The 24,661-nt window shown below is 45.4% G+C and carries 25 protein-coding genes, 1 pseudogene and 2 other annotated features; of the genes and pseudogenes, 1 reads left to right on the top strand and 25 read right to left on the bottom strand.

The genetic code is table 11. The features are described 5' to 3' along the window. Positions 1-26 precede the first annotated feature (26 nt). A pseudogene (locus AC1WMD_RS04340) lies at positions 27-395 on the bottom strand (NUDIX domain-containing protein); the annotation flags it as partial. A gap of 48 nt (positions 396-443) precedes the next feature. Then, positions 444-680: a binding site (T-box leader), on the bottom strand. 98 nt (positions 681-778) lie between these two features. Further along, the gene (locus tag AC1WMD_RS04335; RefSeq protein WP_494256066.1) at positions 779-1,543 is read right to left on the bottom strand and encodes a TrmH family RNA methyltransferase; all 765 of its coding nucleotides are present in this window, start codon (positions 1,541-1,543) and stop codon (positions 779-781) included. 97 nt (positions 1,544-1,640) lie between these two features. Between AC1WMD_RS04335 and sspI the strand changes: the two genes are divergently transcribed. Continuing rightward, a complete protein-coding gene (gene sspI, locus AC1WMD_RS04330; protein WP_043905714.1) occupies positions 1,641-1,856 on the top strand; it encodes a small acid-soluble spore protein SspI in 216 nt (71 codons plus the stop codon). A 34-nt stretch (positions 1,857-1,890) separates the two neighbouring features. Here sspI and AC1WMD_RS04325 read toward each other — a convergent pair whose 3' ends face one another. The 23 genes from AC1WMD_RS04325 to AC1WMD_RS04215 form a co-directional block, all read right to left on the bottom strand. Then, the gene (locus tag AC1WMD_RS04325; protein ID WP_043905715.1) at positions 1,891-2,811 is read right to left on the bottom strand and encodes a pseudouridine-5'-phosphate glycosidase; all 921 of its coding nucleotides are present in this window, start codon (positions 2,809-2,811) and stop codon (positions 1,891-1,893) included. A 3-nt stretch (positions 2,812-2,814) separates the two neighbouring features. Continuing rightward, positions 2,815-3,918, bottom strand: coding sequence for a carbohydrate kinase (locus AC1WMD_RS04320; protein WP_043905716.1), 1,104 nt, complete (start codon positions 3,916-3,918; stop codon positions 2,815-2,817). Between the two features lie 396 nt (positions 3,919-4,314). After that, positions 4,315-5,097 (bottom strand): class I SAM-dependent methyltransferase, encoded by a 783-nt coding sequence (locus tag AC1WMD_RS04315; RefSeq protein WP_494256065.1) that lies wholly within the window; start codon positions 5,095-5,097, stop codon positions 4,315-4,317. A gap of 207 nt (positions 5,098-5,304) precedes the next feature. Beyond that, positions 5,305-6,390 (bottom strand): M42 family metallopeptidase, encoded by a 1,086-nt coding sequence (locus AC1WMD_RS04310; protein WP_494256064.1) that lies wholly within the window; start codon positions 6,388-6,390, stop codon positions 5,305-5,307. Positions 6,391-6,459: 69 nt separating this feature from the next. Beyond that, the gene (locus AC1WMD_RS04305; RefSeq protein WP_043905719.1) at positions 6,460-6,945 is read right to left on the bottom strand and encodes a dUTP diphosphatase; all 486 of its coding nucleotides are present in this window, start codon (positions 6,943-6,945) and stop codon (positions 6,460-6,462) included. Between the two features lie 11 nt (positions 6,946-6,956). Next, on the bottom strand, positions 6,957-7,214 hold the full coding sequence (locus tag AC1WMD_RS04300) for a DUF1294 domain-containing protein (protein WP_043906634.1): 258 nt from the start codon (positions 7,212-7,214) through the stop codon (positions 6,957-6,959). Between the two features lie 62 nt (positions 7,215-7,276). Next, positions 7,277-7,636 carry a 50S ribosomal protein L20 gene (gene rplT, locus AC1WMD_RS04295; protein WP_043905720.1) on the bottom strand — a complete coding sequence of 120 codons (360 nt, stop codon included), beginning with the start codon at positions 7,634-7,636 and terminating at the stop codon, positions 7,277-7,279. A gap of 24 nt (positions 7,637-7,660) precedes the next feature. Further along, positions 7,661-7,861, bottom strand: coding sequence for a 50S ribosomal protein L35 (gene rpmI / locus AC1WMD_RS04290; protein ID WP_015864763.1), 201 nt, complete (start codon positions 7,859-7,861; stop codon positions 7,661-7,663). Positions 7,862-7,882: 21 nt separating this feature from the next. Further along, positions 7,883-8,449 (bottom strand): translation initiation factor IF-3, encoded by a 567-nt coding sequence (gene infC / locus AC1WMD_RS04285; RefSeq protein ID WP_088124200.1) that lies wholly within the window; start codon positions 8,447-8,449, stop codon positions 7,883-7,885. Positions 8,450-8,501: 52 nt separating this feature from the next. Beyond that, positions 8,502-8,634: a sequence feature (ribosomal protein L20 leader region), on the bottom strand. A gap of 151 nt (positions 8,635-8,785) precedes the next feature. Next, on the bottom strand, positions 8,786-10,720 hold the full coding sequence (gene thrS / locus AC1WMD_RS04280; protein WP_494256063.1) for a threonine--tRNA ligase: 1,935 nt from the start codon (positions 10,718-10,720) through the stop codon (positions 8,786-8,788). Between the two features lie 342 nt (positions 10,721-11,062). Continuing rightward, on the bottom strand, positions 11,063-11,941 hold the full coding sequence (gene ytxC, locus AC1WMD_RS04275; RefSeq protein ID WP_043905722.1) for a putative sporulation protein YtxC: 879 nt from the start codon (positions 11,939-11,941) through the stop codon (positions 11,063-11,065). A gap of 101 nt (positions 11,942-12,042) precedes the next feature. Continuing rightward, positions 12,043-12,978: a primosomal protein DnaI gene (gene dnaI / locus AC1WMD_RS04270; protein WP_043905723.1), complete on the bottom strand. Its 936-nt coding sequence runs from the start codon at positions 12,976-12,978 to the stop codon at positions 12,043-12,045. Between the two features lie 15 nt (positions 12,979-12,993). Beyond that, a complete protein-coding gene (locus tag AC1WMD_RS04265) occupies positions 12,994-14,382 on the bottom strand; it encodes a replication initiation and membrane attachment family protein (RefSeq protein ID WP_043905724.1) in 1,389 nt (462 codons plus the stop codon). A gap of 72 nt (positions 14,383-14,454) precedes the next feature. Continuing rightward, positions 14,455-14,916 carry a transcriptional regulator NrdR gene (gene nrdR / locus AC1WMD_RS04260; RefSeq protein ID WP_043905725.1) on the bottom strand — a complete coding sequence of 154 codons (462 nt, stop codon included), beginning with the start codon at positions 14,914-14,916 and terminating at the stop codon, positions 14,455-14,457. Positions 14,917-14,986: 70 nt separating this feature from the next. Continuing rightward, positions 14,987-15,376: a cytosolic protein gene (locus AC1WMD_RS04255; protein ID WP_494256061.1), complete on the bottom strand. Its 390-nt coding sequence runs from the start codon at positions 15,374-15,376 to the stop codon at positions 14,987-14,989. Positions 15,377-15,508: 132 nt separating this feature from the next. Continuing rightward, on the bottom strand, positions 15,509-15,883 hold the full coding sequence (speD, locus tag AC1WMD_RS04250) for an adenosylmethionine decarboxylase (protein ID WP_003248680.1): 375 nt from the start codon (positions 15,881-15,883) through the stop codon (positions 15,509-15,511). 272 nt (positions 15,884-16,155) lie between these two features. Continuing rightward, positions 16,156-17,187, bottom strand: coding sequence for a glyceraldehyde-3-phosphate dehydrogenase (locus AC1WMD_RS04245; RefSeq protein ID WP_043905727.1), 1,032 nt, complete (start codon positions 17,185-17,187; stop codon positions 16,156-16,158). A gap of 121 nt (positions 17,188-17,308) precedes the next feature. Continuing rightward, positions 17,309-17,908: a dephospho-CoA kinase gene (gene coaE / locus AC1WMD_RS04240; protein ID WP_043905728.1), complete on the bottom strand. Its 600-nt coding sequence runs from the start codon at positions 17,906-17,908 to the stop codon at positions 17,309-17,311. 127 nt (positions 17,909-18,035) lie between these two features. Continuing rightward, the gene (gene mutM / locus AC1WMD_RS04235) at positions 18,036-18,860 is read right to left on the bottom strand and encodes a DNA-formamidopyrimidine glycosylase (protein ID WP_043905729.1); all 825 of its coding nucleotides are present in this window, start codon (positions 18,858-18,860) and stop codon (positions 18,036-18,038) included. 16 nt (positions 18,861-18,876) lie between these two features. Further along, on the bottom strand, positions 18,877-21,507 hold the full coding sequence (gene polA / locus AC1WMD_RS04230) for a DNA polymerase I (protein WP_494256058.1): 2,631 nt from the start codon (positions 21,505-21,507) through the stop codon (positions 18,877-18,879). 86 nt (positions 21,508-21,593) lie between these two features. Next, positions 21,594-23,348, bottom strand: a complete 1,755-nt coding sequence (pnpS, locus tag AC1WMD_RS04225) for a two-component system histidine kinase PnpS (protein ID WP_043905731.1) — start codon at positions 23,346-23,348, stop codon at positions 21,594-21,596. Continuing rightward, positions 23,341-24,048, bottom strand: coding sequence for a response regulator transcription factor (locus AC1WMD_RS04220; protein WP_043905732.1), 708 nt, complete (start codon positions 24,046-24,048; stop codon positions 23,341-23,343). The genes pnpS and AC1WMD_RS04220 overlap by 8 nt, the downstream gene beginning before the upstream one ends. Before the next feature lie 91 nt (positions 24,049-24,139). Continuing rightward, entirely contained in the window at positions 24,140-24,607 is a 468-nt protein-coding gene (locus tag AC1WMD_RS04215) for a MaoC/PaaZ C-terminal domain-containing protein (protein WP_043905733.1), read from the bottom strand. Positions 24,608-24,661 lie beyond the last annotated feature (54 nt).

Genomic DNA, 24,661 nt, shown 5'->3' with positions numbered 1-24,661 from the left:
TCATGGAATAACACTTTCGGAATATCTTTGCGTGGAATCCACACTAGTTCGTGGTCTTTTTCTAAAACGGAGTGTTGCTCTCCTGTAATTTCTGCCATGTAGAAAAACCCATCGCTAGCCATATAGTCATGAAAAGTCGTTGAGTAAAAATACTTTTGCGCGCGTCCGATAAATTGGAGAATACGGATGTTATACCCCGTTTCTTCCAAAACTTCACGCTTGAGACAGTTTTCTAATGTTTCTGTCCCTTCCACCCCACCGCCAGGCAAAAAATATCCCGTTGGCGTTTTCACGACAGCGACCATGCCATCGTTGATGATCACCGCATAAGCGCCTTTTCTAACATGATAATGCACGTGTTCAAGGCGATCGCCAAATATCCGCACTTCTTCCATCCCCCCACTCCTCTCCACTATGTTCCATAAAAAAACTCGCCCCTTAAAATAAGGGACGAGTGCGCTCGCGGTACCACCCTTGTTAACAGCGCAAAAAGGCACTGTTCACTTCATTGCGATAACGGCATCGGCCGGAACACCTTTACATTCCGCAAACGCGGAATGGTCCAAGTGTCAACTCCAGAGGTGAATTCACTTGCTTCTACCATAAAAACGCTCCCAGTCTACGGCGTTTTCTCCCTGGATGGCGAGTGGCAAGCTACTCTTCTCTTTCATCGTTGTTTTCTATATTTTCCTATTTTTAGTTCAGATAAATAATGCTGTATTATATTATAAGCAAACGGCGAACATCGCGCAACACACACAATCTATATGAAAACAGCCTATGCTTTTGCGTCCCGTAAATGATAAAGCAAAATCCCGGCAGCGACGGCCACGTTTAACGACTCCGCCTGTCCGTAAATCGGAATGTATAAATTTTTCGTTGTCATTTGCAGCAATTCCTTATGAACCCCGCTTCCTTCGTTGCCGACAAGCAAGGCAAACGGTCGCGACGGTTTGATATGGCGATAATCTTCCCCATTTTCCAACGCTGTTCCGTAAACCGCAACATTTTCTGCCTGCAGACGCTCGATCCATTCGCGGAGATTTCCGCGAATAATTGGCAGATGAAAAAGAGACCCTTGCGTCGCGCGGATGACTTTCGGATTGTATAGATCAGCGCATCCTTCGCCAAGAATCACCGCATCCATTCCCGCCGCATCAGCAGTGCGGATCATCGTGCCAATGTTGCCTGGATCTTGCACGGCATCAATCAGAAGCACATTCGCCTGAGTCCAATCCATATCGTCATAGGAAAACTGCTCGCATACGGCAGCGATACCTTGCGGCGTTTCCGTGGCGCTGATCGCTTTCATAACGTCTTCCGTAACGATCGCCATCGGGATACCGCTCACATCCCAGGTTGCTGGAATCGCTTTATTCTCGTCAACAATCAATTGGATAATGGATATGTTGCTTTTCAACGCTTCTTCCACTAAATGAAATCCTTCGATAAGAAAGTGCCCTGTTTTATCTCGTTCCTTTTTCGTCAGCAGCTTTTTCCACTGCTTCACTTGCGGATTTTTTACCGATTCAATTCGTTTCAACGTTGATTCTCCTTTACATTTTGCCTATCCATATACATAATAAACGAAATTCGCGTAAAAAATAAGCATGTAACTACATACTAGTGAGGTGAACGAGATGGATTTAAACTTGCGCCATGCGATTATGCAAAATGTCGCCAACAACTCAAAGGAGCAATTAGAAAATACGATCGAGGACGCGATTGAGCGCCGCGAGGAAAAATATTTGCCAGGCCTTGGCGTGCTATTTGAGGCGATTTGGACTCATGCGAGCGATCAGCAAAAAGAAGAAATGCTCACAACACTGGAACAAGCGGTCAAGCAACAAGCATAAAAGGGAAGCTTTTTCGCTTCCCTTTCCTATTGAATCAAAAAGAACCGGATAAGCTGGCGGCAATTTTCGCGGCAAGGACCGCGTTGTTTTTGACTAAGGCGATATTTGCTTCAAGGCTTTTTCCGCCCGTTAATGTTTTGACTTTGTCGAGCAAGAAAGGCGTCACCGCTTTTCCGGCAATTTGTTTTTCTTCCGCTTCTTTAAGTGCTTCCTCAATGATCGAATTGATGTATGACTCTTCCAATTCGTCTTCTTTTGGAATCGGATTGGCAATAATCAGCCCGCCGTTCAGGCCAAGTTCCCATTTTGTTGCGATTAATTTCGCAATTTCTTCTGGTGTATCGATACGGTAATTCACTTTGAACGGACTTGTGCTCGAATAAAAGGCTGGCAATATGTCCGTACCGTAGCCGATAACAGGAACGCCGTTTGTTTCAAGATATTCCAGCGTCAATCCCAGGTCTAAAATCGATTTGGCTCCGGCACATACAACAGCCACATTCGTGTGTGCCAGTTCCTGCAAGTCCGCGGAAATGTCCATCGTTCGCTCGGCGCCGCGGTGAACACCGCCGATTCCGCCGGTGGCAAACACTTTAATGCCGGCCATATTCGCGCAAATCATGGTCGCCGCTACCGTTGTCGCTCCGTGTTTTTTCATGGCAATGACATATGGCAAATCTCTCCGGCTTACCTTTTCAATCTCTTTGCTTGTCCCTAAAAATTCTAGTTCCTCTTCATTCACACCGATTTTAATCTTTCCATCCAAGATGGCGATCGTCGCAGGAACAGCGCCGTTTTCGCGGATGAGCTGCTCCACTTCCTTTGCCGTCTCTACATTTTGCGGATACGGCATACCGTGGGAAATGATCGTCGATTCCAAAGCCACGACCGGTTTATTTTCTTTCATTGCTTTTGCGACTTCTTCCGAGAAAACAAGTACGTCTTTTAGGTTCATCAATTAAACCTCCCGAGAAAAATATTGCGCGTATGTTTGCTTTAATAGCTGTTCATTCAAGTTGGAACAAACGGTTTCTTTCGTTTGCAGTGTAATGATGGAGCAGCACATTCCCAGCTGGCATGCCGTGACAAGCGGTTTCCCGTTATGGATGCCGTATAAAAAGCCGGAAATAAACGCATCGCCCGCACCCGTTACGTCGATGACTTCTATTTTCGGAGCAGGAAGCGCTCCATGCTCCCCTTTTTTGTTTTTGAATATAATTCCCTTTTCCCCTTGCGTGATAATGACATGATCAACGCCGCGCTCTAATATTTTTTCGCACGCCGCTTCTACATTCCCATCTTCCACTCCCGCCAGCGCCAGCGCTTCATCCTGATTGGCAATCAGCCATGTGACGCCATTCAAATCAAAAGGCAGTTTTTTGACCTTGATGGCGGATACCGGTGCAACGCAGAGGGGAATGTTTTCTTGGCGGCAGCGTTCAATGACCACCTTCAGCACCTCGCTGGGAAAATTCGTATCCAAAAGCACCATGGAGGCAGAAGAAATATGGCTCCAGCGCTTTTGGATAAAATCCGAAGTAACGTGGTCATAAATCGCCATATCCGCTAGCGCGATCACCATTTCGCCTTTTTCATCCAATACAGCCGTGTATGTACCCGTGTTCGCCTTGTCCAGCTTTGCCGTCTGGCTCATATCAACGTAAGCGCTGGTTGTCTCAAGAAGCCATTGCCCTTCTTGATCGTCTCCTATGACGGTGAAAAGAGAAACGGAATGGCCAAGCCGCCCAAGGTTTTCCGCAATATTGCGCGCTACTCCGCCACATGTTTGCGTTACCGTGACAGGATTAGAAGTGCCTAGCTGAAGCGCCGATAGGCATTGGGCTTTCCGGTCAACGTTCACCCCGCCAATGCACACGATTCTTGACGGTTCCGGCAGCACATACGCTCGGCCGATAATTTTTCCTTGTTTCGTTAATGAGGAAATGTAGCCCGCCACTGCCGATCGCGAAAGCTTCAGCTGCTTTGCCAGCTCGTTTTGTGTAATAAATGGGTTTTTGCGGATTAATTCTAATATGAGTTTTTCTTTCTCATTCACGTGCATGCACCTCAGCACAGTAAACAAACATTTGTTTATATATTAAACATTTGTATAAAAATTGTCAACCGAAACCGTTTTACAGCTTTCCGCTGATATAGTGGGAAGTGTAATGTAAAAAGGGTTTTCTTTGACTTTGTGTAATTTATTAATAAGACATATTAGTGTTTTATCCAGATATTTGAACTGAAGGGGATACTGGATGGATAATGGCGTTATTGCTGCTATTGTCTGTAGTTTTATGGGGGCATTTGTTTGTGTTATAGCTGCTGTAAAAATAAGAAAAAAGAAAAAAAGCTAGGACATATTAGAAATTTTGAAGTGACATTTCATATAAAAAAAGCGTGTCAAAACTGTTGTCAGTTTGCACGCTATTTTTTATGTAAAATTGACTTTTGCGCCTCAAAACAGAACCGTTTTCTCCTTCACCGCTATCATTCGAATCCGTTTATAATCGGCAATCCATACGCCATCTTTCCATAAGTATGCTTTTAATCGTTGTTTTATTTGCTGATAAACCAGGTCTTTTTCAGACGATTCCAACCCAGCAAAAAAGGCACCAGCAAAGCCGTCGAGCCAGTGATCTAATCCTTGATCTCCATCAGGCAAAGGAGTAGGGCGATCAAAATGACTAGCATACATGACACGAAAACCATACTTTTCGAGCAAACTGCTATATTCCCCAATGCTCGGAAAATACCACGGATTTTTTTCTTTTGCATCAATGCCATAGTTTGTTAACAAAACTTCTTCTATTGCTTTTACAATAGCGTCCACGTTTCCTTTTCCGCCAAATTCAGCGACCAACCGGCCGCCCTCGCGCAAGGCAAGAGCCATCGATTGTACAACACTTTCAGCCTGCTTCATCCAATGCAATGCCGCATTAGAGAAAATAGCGTCATAGTGTTCTTGGGTTCGAAACGTTTCACCCCTATCAACAAGAAAGGAAATATACGGATATTTTTTACGAGCTTTTTCAATCATATGTGAAGACGCATCTATCCCGACAACTCCAGCTCCTAGCTTTGCAATTTCATTGGTAAGCTCCCCTGTCCCGCAGCCTAAATCGAGAATTTTTTCTCCTTGTTTCGGGCCTAACATCTCTACCAAACTTTTCCCTAACTCAGACACAAATGATAATTTTTCGTCATATACATCAGCATTCCATACATTTGAAGAAACCAAGTTTTCTCCTCCTAACTTTATTATGCTAATACTTCACTCTCTGCTCCGACAATCCGACATTGTCAGCCTTTCCATTGCACACCTCTTTCTACTTATGTTAAATAAAAATTTTGCAAGTTTTTCTTTTCTAACGCGCTATATCAGATTGTCATATGTCTGGTGAAAAAAGAAAAGCCGACATCTTTGTTGCCGGCTTCTCTTTGCTGATTAATCGAATGTAATTTGTTTTACTTTTTCCGCGTCTAAGCGCTTGATGACTTCGACAAGCAGCTTCACCGTATTTTCATAGTCATCGCGGTGAAGGATGGCAGCATGCGAATGGATGTAGCGCGTTGGAATCGCGATCGTCAGCGACGGCACGCCGCTTGCCGTTAAATGAATCGCGCCGGCGTCGGTGCCGCCACCTGGCATTGCATCAAAATGATACGGAATGTTGAGTTCTTCGGCAACATCGATGACAAATTCGCGCAAACCGCGATGCGACACCATTGTTGCGTCGTATAAGACGATATGCGGCCCAGCGCCAAGCTTGCCCATCGCTTCTTTTTCGGAAACTCCCGGCGTATCGCCGGCAACGCCGACATCAACAGCAAACGCGATATCCGGCTGGATGAAATGCGCTGCCGTTCTCGCTCCGCGCAAACCGACTTCTTCTTGAACCGTGCCGACACCATAGACAACGTTCGGGTGATCGACATCTTTTAATTGCTTTAACACCTCGATCGCAATCGCGCAGCCGATGCGGTTGTCCCATGCTTTCGCAAGCAGCATTTTTTCGTTATTCAACACGGTAAATTCAAAATACGGAACGATCGAGTCACCCGGGCGCACGCCCCATTCCATTGCTTCTTCCCGGCTTGTCGCGCCAATGTCAATGAACATATCTTTGATTTCGACTGGCTTTTTGCGCGCTTCCGGCGGCAAAATGTGCGGCGGTTTCGAACCGATGACGCCGGTAATTTCTCCTTTACGCGTTAAAATGGTGACACGCTGCGCTAGCATGACTTGGCTCCACCAGCCGCCTAGCGTTTGGAAGCGGATAAATCCTTTGTCATCGATTTGCGTCACCATAAAGCCGACTTCATCCAAATGGCCGGCAATCATAATTTTAGGGCCTTCGTCTGTTCCTTTCTTTTTCGCAATCAAGCTGCCAAGACCGTCTGTCGTTACTTCATCGGCGTAAGGAGTTATGTACTTTCTCATTACTTCGCGCGCTTCCCGTTCATTTCCAGGGACGCCTCTCGCATCGGTTAAATCCTTCAGCATCGTCAACGTTTCATCAAATTTCGCCATTATGAAACTCCTTTCCGTTTTTATCCATCCTTTATTATACCCAAAACCGCCAATAATGTACAAAATTTGTTAATAATTCTGATTTTGCCGTTCATGATTGACTTGATTTTTTTGCTTATAGGCTTGTTCGATTTGTTCCGTAGAAAAGCCGAGCTGCCCGCCAAGCAGCAAATACTCGGTAAACAACCGTTCATAGCTTTGCCGCGATTTCGTTTTTCCAAACTCATCCGCGGCTTGAAAAACAGCGAGAAACTGCTCAACAAGCGGCAAAGCGGCCGATTGCGGCGGAATCTCAGAATATAGAAAATCGCATTCCAAGCCAAGCGATAAAATAAAATGCAGGCCGTCGACATATTCTTCGAGCACTTTTTCTTGCGGAGACGGCGGTTTCACGCTCCAAAATTTAAAACAGCGCGTTTCATTGGCCAGTTCGCCAATTTCGACAAGCAAAGCGAGCAATTTTTTTGCAAACAGATCTTCTTCCATAAGGCCGTGCTGCGTCTCAATCCGCTCATCGAGCTGGCGCTGCAGCGAGTAAAGTGCCGCAAAGTCCATCCTTTCACCCCCTACAAAGAGTTAAAAAGCCAAACATATGCCACAATCTCTATCACCGCCAGAAGCGGCAAGCCATAACGGAAAGCACGATGGCGCGTTTTATGATGAAACAAATACATACCAACTGTCGCTCCGGCCGCCCCACCGATAAGGGAAACGAACCAAATCGTTTTTTCGGCGATGCGCCATTGATGGCGCTTCGCTTTATATTTATCGATCGCCATGATGAAAAGACCGATGATATTCATCACCAAACTATATTGTACCATTGCCATTTCCTTTCTTGTAAGAAAAAAGACCATTCTCGTCAGCGAGAATGGTCATTGCTTCCTTACTTGTTTAAATTTGCTTTCGCCAAGTCAGCGAGCTGTGCGAACGCAGCTTGGTCATTGACCGCTAAGTCCGCCAACATTTTGCGGTTTACTTCTACACCCGCTAATTTCAAACCGTGCATAAAGCGGCTGTAGGAAAGGCCGTGGATACGTGCCGCTGCGTTGATGCGCGTAATCCAAAGTTTGCGGAAATCGCGTTTCCGTTGACGACGGTCGCGATACGCGTACATTAACGATTTCATTACTTGTTGGTTTGCAACTCTATATAAAGCATGTTTCGCTCCGAAATAACCTTTTGCTAATTTCAGTACTTTTTTGCGACGTCTGCGCGTTACCGTTCCACCTTTAACACGTGGCATAAATATTCCCTCCTAATTTCTCCATTATTTCAAGTTATCAAGCAGTTGGCGAATGCGTTTGAAGTCGCCAGGAGATACAAGCGTTGCTTTGCGAAGTTTGCGTTTTTGTTTTTGCGTTTTATTAGCAAATAAGTGGCTTGTATAAGCATGGCCGCGTTTTAATTTACCGGTACCAGTCTTTTTGAAACGCTTTGCAGCGCCACGATGAGTTTTCATTTTTGGCATAGGGTGTTCCTCCTCACTCGATTATTTATCGTTTTTCGGTGCTAGCACTAAAAACATATTGCGCCCGTCCATTTTCGGCGCCGTCTCGACGACGGCGATATCCGAACACGCCTCGGAGAACCGTTCAAGGACGCGTTGACCAATTTCCTTATGCGTAATCGCCCGTCCTTTAAAGCGGATTGTCGCTTTTACTTTATCGCCTTTTTCAAGGAACTTGCGCGCGTTGCGGAGCTTCGTGTTAAAGTCGTGCTCCTCGATCGTCGGGCTTAAGCGCACTTCTTTGACGTTGATCACTTTTTGCTTTTTGCGCGCTTCTTTTTCTTTCTTCTGTTGCTCGAAACGGAACTTTCCATAGTCCATGATGCGGCATACCGGCGGTTTTGCATTTGGCGCCACCAGCACTAAGTCGAGGTTTAATCTCGCCGCAATTTCGAGCGCTTCTTGTTTCGATTTGATCCCCAGCTGTTCGCCGTTTGGATCAATTAAGCGGACTTCACGGGCACGAATGTTTTCGTTGATAATAAAATCTTTGCTAATAACCAGCCACCTCCAAGGTTTTTTGCGAATTACTTGTTTGTCGCATCGCACACCCTACATCGAGCGGTTCCGGAAAAAACAGCCGATCATCGGCCTTTTCCTGCTAACAAAAAAAGTGTGGATGCATACGACACCCACACTGCTTACGTCCGAAAACCATATCACGAACCGTAACGACCTGTCAACAGCCACACGACGTCGACCAGGTGAGAAGCGGGGTGCTTCTGCTTTTGTTACAAACAAGTATTCTATTCACTCTATACAATATATCACCTTAGAAGTGGCATGTCAAGGCGCTTTTCTTGATTGACACACAACGTTTTACATTATAACGAATCGTTCACGTTTTGACAAGTAAAAAATGAAAAACCCGTGAAGTAAAGGGTGCTATTTCCGCCGCACTTCCTTCTGCAAGGAAGCAATAAAGTCATCAAGCGACACTGTTTCGCTTTTTTGTTCGCCATATTTGCGGACGTTCACAGCGTTTTCCGCGATTTCTTTGTCGCCGACGACAAGCATGTAAGGAATTTTTTGGATTTGCGCTTCGCGGATTTTATAGCCGATTTTTTCGTCGCGTTCGTCGACCTCGACGCGGAATCCTTTCGTTTGCAGCGCTTCTTTTACTTCGTATGCATAGTCGAGATGCGCCTCCAGCGATACTGGAATGACTTTTACTTGCACCGGCGCGAGCCAAGTCGGGAACGCTCCTTTATATTCTTCAATGAGGAACGCGACGAATCGTTCCATCGTCGAAACGACGCCACGGTGGATGACAACCGGGCGGTGCGGTTTTCCGTCTTCGCCGATGTACGTTAAGTCAAAGCGTTCCGGAAGCAAGAAATCGAGCTGCACCGTCGATAATGTTTCGTCTTTGCCAAGCGCGGTGCGCACTTGCACATCCAGCTTCGGCCCGTAAAACGCCGCTTCCCCTTCCGCTTCGTAATATTCCAATCCCAGCTCATCCATCGCCTCACGCAGCATCCGTTGCGCTTTTTCCCACATTTCATCATCATCGTAATATTTTTCTTTGTCATGCGGGTCTCGATAAGAAAGACGGAACGAATAGTCATTTAAGCCGAAATCTTTGTATACTTCCAAAATTAAGTTCACCACGCGCTTAAATTCGTCTTTAATCTGGTCCGGACGAACAAAGATATGGGCATCATTCAGCGTCATGCCGCGGACGCGCTGCAAACCGGAAAGCGCCCCGGACATTTCGTAGCGATGCATCGTTCCAAGTTCGGCGATACGAATTGGGAGCTCCCGATAGCTATGAATTTTGTTTTTATAAATCATCATATGATGCGGACAGTTCATTGGGCGCAGGACAAGCTGTTCGTTGTCCATCTCCATCGGCGGGAACATGTTTTCTTTATAATGGTCCCAATGTCCGGAAGTTTTATACAATTCAACGCTGCCAAGCACCGGCGTATAGACGTGCTGATAGCCGAGCTCAATTTCTTTATCGACAATATAGCGCTCGATAATGCGGCGAATCGTCGCCCCTTTTGGCAGCCAAAGCGGCAGGCCTTGTCCGACTTTTTGCGACGTTGTAAACAATTCTAGCTCTTTTCCTAATTTGCGATGGTCGCGCTCTTTCGCTTCCTGCAACAGACGCAAGTATTCATCCAAATCTTCTTTTTTGAAAAACGCCGTTCCGTAAATGCGCTGCAGCATTTTGTTGTTGCTGTCGCCGCGCCAGTACGCACCAGAAATATTCAACAGCTTAAACTCTTTAATTTTTCCCGTCGATGGAACGTGCACCCCACGGCAAAGGTCGAAAAACTCACCTTGCTCGTAAATGGAAATCGTTTCTCCTTCCGGAATATCATTGATCAGCTCGAGCTTTAAGTTATCGCCGATTTCCTCATAAAGGCGGATCGCCTCTTCCCGGCTTACCTCTTTGCGGACGATTTCCAAGTTTTCTTTGACAATTTTCCGCATTTCTTGTTCGATTTTCGGCAAGTCTTCCGGTGTTAACGAGTGCTCCATATCAATGTCATAATAAAATCCATTTTCAATCACTGGCCCGACGCCAAGCTTCACGTTTTTGTACAGGCGCTTAATCGCCTGCGCCATCAAATGAGCCGTGCTGTGGCGTAAAATATCGAGCGCTTCCGGCATGTCTTGCGTTATGATCGAAATCGCGCCGTCTTCTTGAATCGGCGTGCGCAAATCAATGAAACGATCATTTAATTTTCCAGCAATCGCTTTTTTCTTTAATCCCGGACTGATCGAAGCGGCGATCTCTTCTGTTGTCGTTCCTTTCGGAAACTCCTTTACCGCCCCGTCCGGGAATGTAATGCGAATCACTTCGGACATACGCTTCTCCTCCTTCTGTTTTGGAAAATAAAAAAACTCCTCCCTCCATAACAAAGGGACGAGTTTGCGTCGTGGTTCCACCCTTCTTCCCATTGCCGCAAAAAGGCATACCACGCCTAGGCAATGGCTCGAAAGTCATAACGGCTGAACATACCGGCGACAATTACTGGACATGTGTCGTTCACTGCCGCAGCTCCGAGGTGGTAAGTGTATTTTTCGTGTTAGGAAGGTTCCAGCCGCTGCCTTCCCTCTCTGGAAACCGTAAAAATACACCCGTGTCCTCATCATCACTTTTCCATATTTCTTTCATGTACGGTATTATAGAATAGATGCATGGAAAAATCAAGTTCCTTTCTCATGCCCTGCACCCGTCGCAAGCTGATGCGCAAAATCGTTTCGGCTGTAAAGACGGATTCGCTCTTGAAACACGTTTTGAATCGTTTGCACCATTCCGTCATCGATATGGTCGGTATATAAATAAATCGTATCCGGGGCGATGGAGACAAGCGGCGCCAGCACGGAAGAATCGATGTACATCGGCTGGCTGACGATTAAATTGCGGTCAATCCATTGCTTTAATTCTCCCGCGGTAATTTCCCGCAGCTTCTCATCATAAAAAAGAAAAGACGGCGGTTGGTGGACTAAATGGATTTGTGATAATTTCGGCGGTCTTGCCGCAACACAGTCACGCAACATTTGCACGAAATTTTGATATTCCTGTTCCAGCTTATATTCATCAATCGCCAGCTCGACGTAATGCTGCAGCCGCTCCATATATGATTTCAGGCGAAACGTGATAAAGGAGGAGAGGGAAAAAGAAAGCCCATCTTTTAAAAATTGCTCAAGCGCTTCTCGAATCAACGTTTCGCGGGAAACGAAAGGCTGTTTTCCTTTGCGGTAGTCATATCGTTCACCATCGAGAAACGAATGGGCGAGCTGTAAAATTTGCTGCTGTTCTTCCTTGTCTTGAAAATAAAACGTACCAGAAATGATCGATAATAATAACCGGTCTTCAACAAAGCGCAAAATAAATCTCGTAATCGCCGGTATGATATCGGAGAAGATGACACCGTCGTTATTGTCATATATGTAAATCGCAACAAGGGATTTTCCGCTATATGTTGTGCGAAAGAGCGGATGAACCGCTTTTTTCTCTCTCTCCTTCAATAAGGAAAACAACTTTTCCGCATCGCTTGCCTGGTCCAAATAAATTTCAATCAAGCGCTGTCCCCCCTTTTACGAGTCAATGCTTGTTTCTATATATATGGGGACAAACCGTCGTTTAGAATAAAAAAAAGGATATTTCCGTTTCCGGAAATACCCTATTCAAGACGGCGGTTTTTGCCTTTTACTTCTACCGGCTGCGCCAAATAACGAATCCGCTCCATAATGCGCGCTGCTTTCACCTGTTCCTCCTCGCCGCGCTGCGAATACGTCAAATGATGGGCAAGCTGCTGCAAATCAAAGTTGGAGGTAAAAAATGTCGGCAAATTTTCGAACATCCGATATTGCAAAATCGGCCCCAGCAAATCGTCGCGCACCCAGCTTGACATCGATTCGGCGCCGATATCATCGAGCATTAAAATTGGTACTTTTTTGACGTAATCAAGTTTTTCGTTCACCGTTTGATCTTGCAGCGAACTTTTCAGCTCCCGGAAAAATTCGGGAACATACACGATCAGCGACTGAACGTTTTTTTTCGCCAGCGCGTTGGCAATCGCGCCAAGAATATACGTTTTTCCGACGCCAAACGAGCCGTATAAATAAAGGCCTTTCATCTTTTTACCCGGTTCATACTCGGAAACAAAACGGTCGGCCAGCTCAATCGCCTTCATTCGCCCTTCGTCATCTAGATCAATATGAGACAGCGACGCTTGCAAAATCTCGCGCGGCACAAATAAGCTTTGAATGAGCGATTCCTGCTGTTTACGTTCATCATGCTTTATTTTCGCCGGGCAGCGGTCATACTTCACATCAATGACCGCCCCTTTTATCACGAGATGGGGATGATAGCCTTTTAAAAAGTTTTTGCATTGCTCTAAACTTGGACATTGGTCGCAGTTTTTGCTTTGCTCGATAAATTCGTACAGTTTCATTAAACTGCGGTCTACCATCTCTTTTGTAATTTCCCGCTCATGCGCGCGCAAAAACGCTTGTACGTCCGGATGCGCCAAAATGTGCCGCTTCATTTGTTCATAACGCTGTTGAAAGTCTTTTCTGCCTAGCAGCCGATGTAATAGTTGATTCACTCGTTCCATTGCTTTCACATCCTATTATTCGTCGCGGTATTTTTTTAGCCGTTCTTCCAGCTCGCGCCGTTTTTCCTCAATATCGATCTCGTTGTCTTGCTCATCGCTTTGACTATAATCCATATTAAGCCATTCTGGCAACAGTTCTTTTCGCACTGTTTTTCTATTTGTTCTTTTGCTTTTTTCATCGGCCCAGCTTTGGTATGTTTTCGCTTCCTGTTTTGCCAGCTCCATTGCCTCCTTGACGGTGCGCACTTTTTTGCGCGCCCAGTGGCTCGCGATTTTCTCCACATATTTTTTCGATAGTTTCATATTCGTTCGCAGCATAACATAATAAATTAATACGTTCACCACGCCAGGAAGCAGTTTCTGCTGAAACATAATATCTTCAATCAGCTTTAAGTCGCTCATCGACGGTTCGGCTCCGCCGGAAATTTCGATTAACAGCTGGCGGGGAGAAATCGTTTCGAGCTGTTTCATCAGCTGTTCTTCTTTCGTCTTCGGCTCGACATTCGTCATCGTTCGATATGGGAGCGGCTGCACGCGTGAACTCAAGTTTGGCAACGAATCGCCACGTTCAAATTCGTACCATTCATGGACAGCTTTGCGCAGCGCATCGATATCAATATGATAAGACGGATCGATGACACTCATGACAATTTTTTGCATATCGAGCGGTCCGACGTCATACAAAAACGCCAATTTTTTGATCGCTTCTTTTACCTTCGCCGTAATCGCCCGCCTTGGCACCATATGTTTCGACAAACCGGCAAAAAATAATTCGAAATCAAATACATCATCATCGAGGTGATAGGTGTTTTCTTTGCGGCCAACATACTCATACCCGTCGGCCAGTTGCAAATCTTTTTGTATTTCCCCATGAATGTTCGCGACCATCTGCTCGATATGAACAGAAGCAAAAACATCATGAAACGAACGGGTAACGGGAGAAAATTTCGTTTGATCGATCGTGGAGATGGAAAAAAATTGTTTTAATTGTTGAAACTTATGCTTGCCAATGCGATTATAGAGGAAAACGTTCAGCATCCCGTCGGTGAAAAATTGTTCCGGTGCTAGCGGCGGCTGCAATTCGTAAATGAACAACTTCGGTTCCTCACCATGCTCGATATTCACATACGTCTTTAACAATCCAATCCCTTCTAATTTTAAACGTTCCTCATAAATTTCTTTTAAATTGCACTGCATCAGCACCATCAAGCTATGATGGGTCGTTTCCTTCTCCGAAAGCAGCTCCAATTCGCTCCATAGCGTCATATATAAACATAAGGCTCGATAACCGATGAGCGGTTGATAAAGAAGCGTCAGTACTTTTCGGTCAAAGTCATGCAGCACTCCATTGCTTCGCACCGTATAACGGTCAACCGGAATTAACTCTTTCCAATGATGTTCCATGTTCTCGACCTTCCGTTGCTTAGTTTTGACGATGAAAAAAAGGGCTTGTTACCGATACCACTGAAAAGCCCTTTAGCGCTGTCCTTTTTTAATTAGTTCTTTTAACTCTTCGATAAATACGTTTATATCTTTAAATTGGCGATATACCGATGCGAAACGGACGTATGCCACCTCATCGACTTTCGACAACCGCTCCATCACCATTTCGCCGATTGTTTCGCTTTTTACTTCCGCAACGCCTTGATTGCGCAGCTCCCGTTCGATATCCTGCGTAATTTTTTCCAGCTCCTCTAACGCAACCGGCCGTTTTTCACACGCTTTAATTAAGCCACGCAAAATCTTATCTCGGCTGAATTCCTCGCGTGTCCCTTCCTTTTTCACGACAATGAGCGGCATTTCTTCGACTCTTTCAAACGTGGTAAAGCGATAGTGGCACTGTTCGCATTCCCGTCTGCGCCGGATCGAACGCCCTTCATCCACTGGTCGCGAATCGAGAACTCTAGTGCCATGATGATGGCATGATGGGCATCTCATAAAACCAACTCCGTTTTTCATTCTTATCTTTTATAATAACGAATCAATAAAGAGCGGACAAGCTGTTTCATTAGGGATTTAGCCCCGATCCGATATACGGCAGGCGCTGATCCAGCTTCCGGTATAAATCAATAATGACGCTGCGGCTCCGGCCGAAATCGAACGGCAGCAACTTTGTTTCTGTAGTGACGGAAAAGTCCACCGCGGTTTCCAACGGCCGAACGGAGATCACAGTAGCGACAATAAACACCTTTTTGCCGCGGCGGGTTTGCGCGCTAAATTCTCCCCTTTCCTCTGAAATGGATAGCAATTCATAATCTGGGGAAGAGGCAAATAACTCCTTTACCGCTTTCATCACCGCATTGTTTGTCGCCTTATAGTAATGACTCCGCAGTTCTTCATCTTCATGGTTGTCCCTTGTTTCACAATGATTGGTTAGCGCGTATTTCCAAGCACTCATCACGGTTTCTCCTCATTCTTCTCCTTGTTCCATCACTATCATACCACTATTTTGGGCAAGAATGGTACTACTATCTGAAAATTAAAAAAGAGGCGCCATCGTTTCGCACCTCTTTTCTTTCACTCGTTACAATTATAATGCTTGCGCTTTTTTCACTTCAATCGGGCGCATGCCGCGCGGAAGTTCAATCGTTTCACGCGTTTGGGCCCCAAGTTTATCGGCGATATAATCCGCCGCAATCGTCGGATCCAAATGTCCACATGTGTAGACGTCAATACTCGCATAACCATGCTCTGGAAATGTGTGAATCGTTAAATGGGACTCGGAAATAATGACTACTCCGCTAACACCTTGTGGTGCAAACTTATGAAATGCTACTTCGCGGATTTCCGCACCCGATTTCAATGCGGCATCAACAAACGTTTTTTCAATAAATTCGATATCGTTCAGCTTATCAAAATCGCATCCCCATAATTCTGAGATAACGTGACGACCCATTGTGTCCATTCAATAATCCCCCTTTAAACAAATTTTCTTAAATAAAAACATGAAATTCCTTCGCAATAATGGCATGTATAACTACCACGGGGGAAAGTTAGTCCTAAGAGGTCCTAACCCTTTAAGTAGTCACATTACCGTTGCCTTTAAGAAGTTCACGAAACATAGTATACTTTGTTTATATTGTTTTTGCAACATGCTTTTTAAATTTTTTTACAAAGGATGCGAAAGCCCCTTGCCGATCACATAAAAAAAGTGCTGGCCATTAAGGCCAGCACTTTTTATCCTGCATTCACGCTTAATTTTTCCAACATTTTGGCGGCGACCATGTTCGCTAAATCGACGACGCGGCAAGAATAGCCCCATTCATTATCATACCATGCTAATACTTTCACTTTCCGTCCTTCCATCACCATCGTCGAAAGGCCGTCAATAATCGCCGAGTGCGGATTCGTATTAAAATCAATCGAAACGAGCGGCTCCATCGTAAAATCGAGAATGCCTTTTAACGGGCCGTTTGCGGCACGAATAAACGCTTCATTGACTTCTTCCACCGTAACCTCTTTTTTCACATCCACGACTAAGTCAACGAGCGATACGTTTGGCGTCGGAACACGAAGCGCCATTCCGTGCAGTTTTCCTTTTAAATGCGGCAATACTAATCCTAGCGCTTTTGCCGCTCCCGTTGTTGTCGGGATGATCGACTGTCCGCAAGAGCGGGCACGGCGCAAATCTTTGTGCGGATTGTCGATATTTTTTTGGTCGTTCGTATAAGCATGAACCGTTGTCATTAAACCGTTTTCAATACCAAACGCTTCATCGATCACTTTTACCACAGGGGCAAGGCAGTTCGTCGTGCAGGAAGCATTGGAAATGATGTAATGTTGATCGATGTCAAGCGTATGTTCATTGACGCCGACGACGATCGTGACATCCTCATTTTTCCCCGGTGCGGTTAAAATGACACGCTTCGCTCCCGCTTCGAGATGCAGGCTTGCTTTTTCGCGGGAATTAAATTTTCCTGTCGCTTCAATGACAATATCAATATCGAGCTCTTTCCACGGCAGTTCTTTCGGATCGCGCGAACTGAGCAGTTTTACCTTTTTGCCGTCGACCAGAAGGCCATCTTCAAGCGGAATCACTTCCCCGTCAAATTTGCCATGATTGGAATCATATTTTATTAAATGCGCTAACGTTTCGGATGGATAGCTTGCATTAATCGCCACAATATCTAGGTGTGGAGAATGGATGGCGTTGCGAAATACCATTCTTCCAATTCGTCCGAATCCATTAATCGCTACTTTTGCTTTCATTTATGTTCTCCTCTCATATATATGCTATACTAATTAACGAATTTGCACATAAATAGTATATCATATTTTTGTGAAATGTGGAGAAAAAATTCAATAAAACGACAAAAAAAAGACGCCCATTTTAAAGGGCGTTCCATTCTGTTAAAATTTGTAAAAGCTGCTGTTTTGTTTCTTCCACCGTTCCGTTATTATTGATGACGGCATCTGCTTTTTTGACTTTTTCACGAAGCGGCATTTGCGAACGGATTCGCGCCAGCGCCTCTTCTTTCGAAAAGCCGTTCCTTTTCATTAATCGTTCAAGCTGAACGTCATCATCGACGTATACAACAATGACTTTATCGATAAAATGAGTCAGCTCGCTTTCAAATAAAAGCGGAATATCTAACACGATCGTCTTTGCGCCGTTTTGCACGTACGCTTCTTTTTCCGCCATCATGCGGCGGCGGACCGCTGGATGAACGATAGCATTCAGCTTTTTTCGCTCCTGCTCGCTATGGAAGACAATCGCTCCTAGTTTCGCGCGGTCGATTTCCCCGTTTGCCTGCAAAATATCGCGGCCAAACGTTGCGACAATTTGCGCGTATGCTTCCTCTCCGACTTTGACGACATCGCGCGCAACTTGGTCCGCATCAATCACCGGAATCCCCAGCTCGCGAATCATCCCGGTCACCGTACTTTTTCCGCTTGCGATGCCGCCGGTCAATCCAATCGTCAGCGTCATAATTTCCTCTCCCTTACGTCTGATCCATGCTTTCCGCTATGATGATCCATGCGCGAAAAGCACCAGAAGAGCGCATCGATTTGACTCCTTGCACTTTTTATTTCTTTGATCGAGTCATTCCCGCTTATCAACGTTGGCAATGCGGACAATAATGAGTGCCGCGTCCGGCGACAACCGTTTTTTCAATCGGCTGGCCGCACCGTTGGCACGGTTCTCCTTTTCGCCCGTACACGAATAACTGCAGTTGAAACATTCCGCTTTCTCCTTGTGTGTTAACGTATGACCTTACCGTACTTCCCCCTTTTTCGATCGCTTCTTGTAATATTGTCACCATTTCGCGATGCAAACGTGCAACTTCCTCATCGGTTAATGACGACGCGATGCGTTCGGGGTGAATTCCAGCACGGAATAGTGATTCATCTACATAAATATTACCGAACCCAACGACAACCGTTTGGTCAAGAAGCACCGTCTTGATGGTACGATTCGTTTTTCGCAGCCGCGCTGCAAGAAAATTTGCAGTAAATGTTTCAGAAAACGGTTCGGGGCCTAACTGGGACAAAGGAAGCCGAGCATCTTCTTCTCCTTTAGGATAAAGATGCATCGTCCCAAACTTTCTTACATCGCGATAGCGAAGTTCTGTGTCATCGGTAAAGCGGAAAATAACATGGGTATGCGGTTCGGCAGGGTCTTCCTTGCGCCAAACCGCATAGCGCCCTTCCATGCGCAAATGGGAAATGAGCACATGTTGATCGAGCATAAATTTCAAAAATTTTCCTCGCCGCTCAATATCATGGATCGTTTGTCCTTTGACCGTTTCGGCAAATTCCGTCACATCGGCTGGATATTGAATGATCTTTGGCCAAAACACTTGCACTTCTTCGATCGTTTTGCCGACGGTTAACGGAATGAGAGTGCGGCGAATCGTTTCTACTTCCGGCAGTTCCGGCATCCGTCATCCCTTCCTTTTACTTTGCGTCATACCATGTTGGTCCATAATGATAATCGACTTTAAGCGGCACTTTTAATTGTATCGCATTTTCCATCACTTCAGGAACGATTTGCTGCAGCCGTTCTACTTCTTCTCTCGGCGCTTCCAAAATCAATTCGTCATGTACTTGCAGCAGCATCCGCGCTTGCAGCTTTTCCCGCTTTAGCCGGTCCGCCAAATCAATCATCGCCTTTTTAATAATATCGGCGGCGCTTCCTTGAATCGGCGTATTCATCGCCGTCCGTTCGGCAAAGCTGCGCAGGTTGAAATTGCGGCTCGTAATGTCCGGCAAATAGCGGCGGCGGTGCAATAGCGTCGTGACATATCCTTTTTGTTTCGCTTCTTGGACGATGTTTTCCATATACTGCTTTACGCCCGGAAAAATTTCAAAATACCGGCGGATAAATTCCGCTGCCTCTTTTCTTGGAATGTTTAAATTTTGCGACAGCCCGTAGTCGCTGATACCGTAAACGATGCCAAAGTTTACCGCTTTCGCCTGCCTGCGCATGTTTGGCGTCACTTCATCGGCTGTGACGTGGAAAATGTCCATCGCCGTTTTCGTATGAATATCTAAATCATGGCGGAACGCATCGATTAAATTTTCATCATTGGCAATATGGGCAAGCACGCGCAGCTCAATTTGCGAATAATCGGCGGAAAAAATGACCCAGTCCGGCTTGGACGGAACGAACGCCTGGCGAATTTTCCGCCCTTCCTCTAAACGGATCGGAATGTTTTGCAAGTTCGGCTCCGTGGAACTTAACCGCCCTGTTTGCGTCAGCGCCTGATTAAAAATGGTGTGCACTTTGTGGGTGTCACGATGCACCACTTTTAGCAATCCTTCAATATAGGTGGACTGCAGTTTTCCTAACTGGCGGTAATGCAAAATTTTCTCGACAATTTCATGCTGTGGCGCCAGTTTCTCTAATACATCCGCCGATGTCGAATATCCTGTTTTCGTTTTTTTCAATACAGGCAGCTGCAGCTTTTCAAATAAAATAACCCCCAATTGTTTTGGCGAGTTAATGTTAAACTCTTGCCCTGCCAGTTTGTAAATTTCCTGCTCCACGGCCCGAAGCTGCTCGGTCAATTCTTCGCCCATCTCTTTTAAGCGCTCGACATCGACTTTTACGCCGGTAAATTCCATCTCAGCGAGAATCGAAGAAAGCGGCAATTCCAAATCGGTAAATAAAGCGTATTGTTCATTTTCTTGCAAATCGTGTATCAACTCTTTTTCTAAAGCGCGGATTGCCGCCGCTTTGCGCACAAGATGCTCGGCCAGCACGTTTTCGTCCGGCACCGTTTGTTTAGCGCCTTTGCCGTATACCGCTTCATCGGATTGCACAGCCATATATTGCTTCGTTTTTGCCACCGAAGCGACATCTTCCGTCGATTGCGATGGATTCAATAAGTACGAGGCGATTAATAAATCAAATTCAATTCCACGCAGCTCAATGCCTTTCCATTTTAGCGCAACGATGGCCCTCTTCCCGTCAAAAACGCTTTTTTTCTTTGACTCATCCTCGAGCCAGGCGGTAAACAACGGCGACGACAGGGCGGTATCGGTGCGGATAAAGAAATTGCCGTGCTCATTCGCTAGGGCAAACCCTAAAATCGGTGCTTTATGGTAATTGGATTCCAAAACCTCGACAACGAGCGCCGACCGATCGGCGAGTATCGGCTCGCTCACTTCTTCAACGATCGTATAATTGATGTTTGGCAGTACAGCCTCTTCTTTTTTCGTTTGCGGAGCTACTTTGTCAAGAAGCGAGTTAAACCCAAGCTCTTTGAATAAAGCGACAACTTTATCGACATCTTGTCCGCGATATTCGATATCTTCCAATGAAAGCTCGACCGGCGCGTCGCGGAAAATGGTCGCCAGCTGCTTGCTCATCAGCGCCAAATCGCGGTATTTCTCTAAATTCTCCTTTAGTTTGTTGCCATTGATTTGCTCGATGGAAGCCAATATGTTTTCTACCGTTCCAAACTGTTTTAACAGCTTTACCGCTGTTTTCTCGCCAATGCCGGGCACTCCCGGAATATTATCGGATTTGTCCCCCATCAATCCTTTTAAATCGATAATTTGTTCCGGCGTCAGTCCATATTTCTCCTGCACCGTTTCCGGCGTATATGATTCGACATCGGTAATGCCTTTTTTTGTAATGTCTACCGTCACATGATCGGAAGCAAGCTGCGTCAAATCGCGGTCGCCAGAGATCACTTTGACCTCAAATCCCTCTTTTTCGGCCTTTGCTGACAGCGTACCAATAATATCGTCCGCTTCATAATTCTCCAACTCATAGAAGCGGATTTGGTATGCCTGAAGGAGCTCTCTGAGCAGCGGAAATTGCTCCGATAATTCCGGAGGCGTTTGCTGCCGCCCGCCTTTATATTCGGTAAACGTTTTGTGGCGGAACGTCGTTTTCCCGGCATCAAAAGCAACAAGCATATGCGTCGGTTTTTCTTCTTCTAAAATTCTCATCAGCATCATCGTAAAGCCATATACGGCATTCGTATGAATCCCTTTATCGTTATGTAAAAGCGGGAGCGCAAAAAAAGCGCGATAAGCAACGCTGTTTCCATCAATCAACACCAGTTTCTTTTTCAACCTAGTCCCTCCTCTAGCACTCTTGTTCCTATTGTACCATGATTGCTTCTATAAATAAAAAAACGAGAACGTTTTTTCGTTCCCGTTTACTTTTGGAATAGCTTTGGAAAGTGCACCGTAAAGGTCGTACCGTGCCCGACTTTGCTTGTAACCGTAATATAGCCGTGGTGCGCTTCCACTAAATGTTTGACAATCGCCAGTCCTAAACCCGTTCCGCCCGAGTTGCGGCTGCGCGCTTTATCGACCCGGTAAAAGCGTTCGAAAATGCGCGGGATCTCTTTTTCCTCAATGCCAATGCCTGTATCTTTGACGTGAAGAAGAATTTCCTCCGCTTGTTCCTCAATGACAACCTCTACTTTTCCACCCTTTGGCGTATACGTCAACGCGTTTGTAATCAAATTAATGAAAATTTGTTTAATGCGGTTGACATCACCTTTAATATATGCCACAGCAGGCGCATGCCAATAAAAATGAATGCCTTTTTCTTCCGCTTTGCTTTGAAAGATCGCGGCCGTTTCTTTTAACGCCACTGCTAAATCGACCGTTTCCATTTGAAGATGAAACCCGTGCTGCTCAATTTTCGATAAATCAAGCAACTCTTGCACTAATGTCTGCAGCCGCTCGCTTTCTTTTAAAATAATCGACAAAAAGTGCTGCAGCGCCTGCTCATCTTTCATCGCCCCGTCCAGCAGCGTTTCAGCAAATCCTTTAATCGAGGTAATCGGCGTTTTTAACTCATGAGAAACGTTAGCGACAAAATCTTTGCGGATTTGCTCAAGCCTTTTTAGCTCGGTAATATCATGGAAAACGAGCACAATGCCTTGCCATTCGTCATTCGTGCCAATAATCGGGGCGCCGTACACTTCAAAATGCTTTCGTTCGATGCCAATCGTCAGCAGCAACTGTTTGCGGATTTTTGTCTCTTTAATAAAAATGTCATTCACAAGCTCTACGATTTCTTTATGAACAAACGCTTCCGTATACGGCCGGTACAAATAATCGGCCGGCTGAATATGGAAGCTTTCCTTAAAGGCGCGGTTAATTAAATTAATGTAACCGCGGCTGTCAATCAAAATAAGCCCGCTTCCAACGTTCTCAATCAGTGTATGAAGGCGGTCGGTTTGCATTTCCCGGGATTTGCTGATTTCCTGTAAATTGCGGGCAAGCCGGTTAATGGATTGGACGAGCATCCCTGCTTCATTGTATTCCCCGTTTGGCACCCTTGCTTCATAATTCCCTTTTGCCAGCTCAAAAGCTACTTCCGTTGCCGCTTCGATCGGTTTCATATATTGATTGGCAATTTTTAATCCAAGCAAAATAATGACAATCAAAGCGGTGCCTAGACTGCTGACTAATACTCCCCAAATTTGCTGATTCACCTTTTTCAATGAATTGGTCGGAGAGCTTAAAATGACGTATCCTGCACGTTTCCCTTCTTTTGTGTAAGGAACAATATAATAATATACATCATTCGTGTTTTCGATAATCGAAAATTGGCGAAATCGCTTTTTATGCAAAATGTCGCGAATAATCTGTTCATGATCTTGATCGCTAATGTCGGCAACGCGCCCGGTGTCAAACAGCACTTTTTCATCGCGGTTTAATATCGTGATGCGCGAGGACAGCTCCTCGCTCATTTCTTGTATGTCAGGGCGAATTTGCGCCAGTGATTCGTTTTTTAACAAAATGGCAACTGCTTTTGCTTCTTTTTCCAGACGTTTATTCATCGTTTCCACATAAAAGTCTTTAAATAATTGCCCAAGCAATAGTCCAAGGCATATCAATACCGTGACAATCAATGTCACCAGCCAGAACAACAGACGCGTGCGGAAGCTAGTCATTCCGTTTTGGCTCCTCTAATTTATATCCAAGTCCCCGTATCGTTTTAATATATAAAGGTTTTTTCGTATCATGTTCAATTTTTTCCCGCAAATGGCTGATATGGACATCGACAATACGAGTATCGCCGGCAAAATCATAATTCCATACCGCGCTAAGCAGTTGATCTCTCGTTAACACCCGGCCTTTATTTCTGGCCAGATAAAGGAGCAGCTCAAATTCTTTCGGAGTAAGCTCGAGTTGCTTTCCAGCGAAATATGCTTCATAACTATCTGGAAAAATTTCCAAGTCGCCAATAACGATTCGTTCATCGCTTTCCTCGACAGGATGGGAAAGCTGCGTGCGCCGCAAGATCGCCTTCACCCGCGCGATAACTTCACGAGGGCTAAACGGCTTCGTCATGTAGTCATCCGCGCCAAGCTCGAGCCCGAGCACTTTGTCGAATTCATCATCTTTCGCTGTCAGCATTAAAATCGGTGTCATCACTTTTTGTTGGCGTAATTGTTTGCACACTTCAACCCCATCGAGCTTTGGGAGCATCAAGTCTAAAATGATTAACGCCGGCTGTTCGTCAGCTACTTTCTCGATCGCTTCCTCGCCATCGTTGGCCGTTACAACCGTAAATCCTGCTTGTTCCAAATTGTATGTTAATAGCGTGACAATCGATTGTTCGTCGTCGACAACTAACACTTTTTTGCTCATCCTTCTCCTCCGCCATTTAGGATAAGTTTGTCCATATTTCTATCATACCATAAAATTAAAAAACCGCCTGTTTCATAAGGCGGTTTTTTCTCTAAAAATTTTCTAACACCCGGCCATCGAGCGGAGATAAGGCATACGGCGGACAGACAGACAGCGTCCCTTCAAGCACTTTATCTTCATCCCGCGTCGCTTGCACGGAAATGGTAATCATATGATGTTCTTCATTTACTTCTGTCACTTCAAACAAAAATTGCAATTGTTCATAATGATAGACCGGCTTCAGAAACTGAATTTCCTGCTTAGTAATATGGCTTCCCGGTCCCGGCAAATATTTTGAAATGGCCGAAGTAATCATTCCTGTTAACATTACTGCTGGAACAATCGGTTTTTTCAGCGGCGTCTGGGAAGCGTAATCGTGCTGGATGTATAGCGGATTGGCATCATCCGTTAGTCCAAGATAAAGAAGCAAATCTTTATCTTCAATTTTCGCGTTGATCACTAGTTTTTCCCCGACCGAAATTTCCGATATATTTCTCCCAAGTTTGCGCTTTTTCAGCATGTCAAACACCCCTTTGTTTTAGAAAACGCTTTCAATAAATAGGTGACAAAAATT

The organism is Parageobacillus sp. NEAU-HV-2, from assembly GCF_059115485.1.
This window is presented reverse-complemented; position numbering and strand designations above follow the sequence as displayed.

Excerpts from the sequence above, each read along its gene's own strand:
- mutM (WP_043905729.1), bottom strand. The coding sequence starts at position 18,860 with ATGCCGGAACTGCCGGAAGTAGAAACGATTCGCCGCACTCTCATTCCG.
- nrdR (WP_043905725.1), bottom strand. The coding sequence starts at position 14,916 with ATGAGATGCCCATCATGCCATCATCATGGCACTAGAGTTCTCGATTCG.
- AC1WMD_RS04255 (WP_494256061.1), bottom strand. The coding sequence starts at position 15,376 with ATGAGTGCTTGGAAATACGCGCTAACCAATCATTGTGAAACAAGGGAC.
- AC1WMD_RS04220 (WP_043905732.1), bottom strand. The coding sequence starts at position 24,048 with ATGAGCAAAAAAGTGTTAGTTGTCGACGACGAACAATCGATTGTCACG.
- dnaI (WP_043905723.1), bottom strand. The coding sequence starts at position 12,978 with ATGGAACGAGTGAATCAACTATTACATCGGCTGCTAGGCAGAAAAGAC.
- pnpS (WP_043905731.1), bottom strand. The coding sequence starts at position 23,348 with ATGACTAGCTTCCGCACGCGTCTGTTGTTCTGGCTGGTGACATTGATT.
- AC1WMD_RS04305 (WP_043905719.1), bottom strand. The coding sequence starts at position 6,945 with ATGGACTTTGCGGCACTTTACTCGCTGCAGCGCCAGCTCGATGAGCGG.
- coaE (WP_043905728.1), bottom strand. The coding sequence starts at position 17,908 with ATGACGCTGACGATTGGATTGACCGGCGGCATCGCAAGCGGAAAAAGT.
- thrS (WP_494256063.1), bottom strand. The coding sequence starts at position 10,720 with ATGTCCGAAGTGATTCGCATTACATTCCCGGACGGGGCGGTAAAGGAG.
- sspI (WP_043905714.1), top strand. The coding sequence starts at position 1,641 with ATGGATTTAAACTTGCGCCATGCGATTATGCAAAATGTCGCCAACAAC.
- rpmI (WP_015864763.1), bottom strand. The coding sequence starts at position 7,861 with ATGCCAAAAATGAAAACTCATCGTGGCGCTGCAAAGCGTTTCAAAAAG.
- AC1WMD_RS04265 (WP_043905724.1), bottom strand. The coding sequence starts at position 14,382 with ATGGAACATCATTGGAAAGAGTTAATTCCGGTTGACCGTTATACGGTG.
- AC1WMD_RS04310 (WP_494256064.1), bottom strand. The coding sequence starts at position 6,390 with ATGGCGAAATTTGATGAAACGTTGACGATGCTGAAGGATTTAACCGAT.
- AC1WMD_RS04300 (WP_043906634.1), bottom strand. The coding sequence starts at position 7,214 with ATGGTACAATATAGTTTGGTGATGAATATCATCGGTCTTTTCATCATG.
- rplT (WP_043905720.1), bottom strand. The coding sequence starts at position 7,636 with ATGCCACGTGTTAAAGGTGGAACGGTAACGCGCAGACGTCGCAAAAAA.
- AC1WMD_RS04320 (WP_043905716.1), bottom strand. The coding sequence starts at position 3,918 with ATGCACGTGAATGAGAAAGAAAAACTCATATTAGAATTAATCCGCAAA.
- AC1WMD_RS04215 (WP_043905733.1), bottom strand. The coding sequence starts at position 24,607 with ATGCTGAAAAAGCGCAAACTTGGGAGAAATATATCGGAAATTTCGGTC.
- AC1WMD_RS04245 (WP_043905727.1), bottom strand. The coding sequence starts at position 17,187 with ATGAAAGCAAAAGTAGCGATTAATGGATTCGGACGAATTGGAAGAATG.
- AC1WMD_RS04325 (WP_043905715.1), bottom strand. The coding sequence starts at position 2,811 with ATGAACCTAAAAGACGTACTTGTTTTCTCGGAAGAAGTCGCAAAAGCA.
- speD (WP_003248680.1), bottom strand. The coding sequence starts at position 15,883 with ATGGACACAATGGGTCGTCACGTTATCTCAGAATTATGGGGATGCGAT.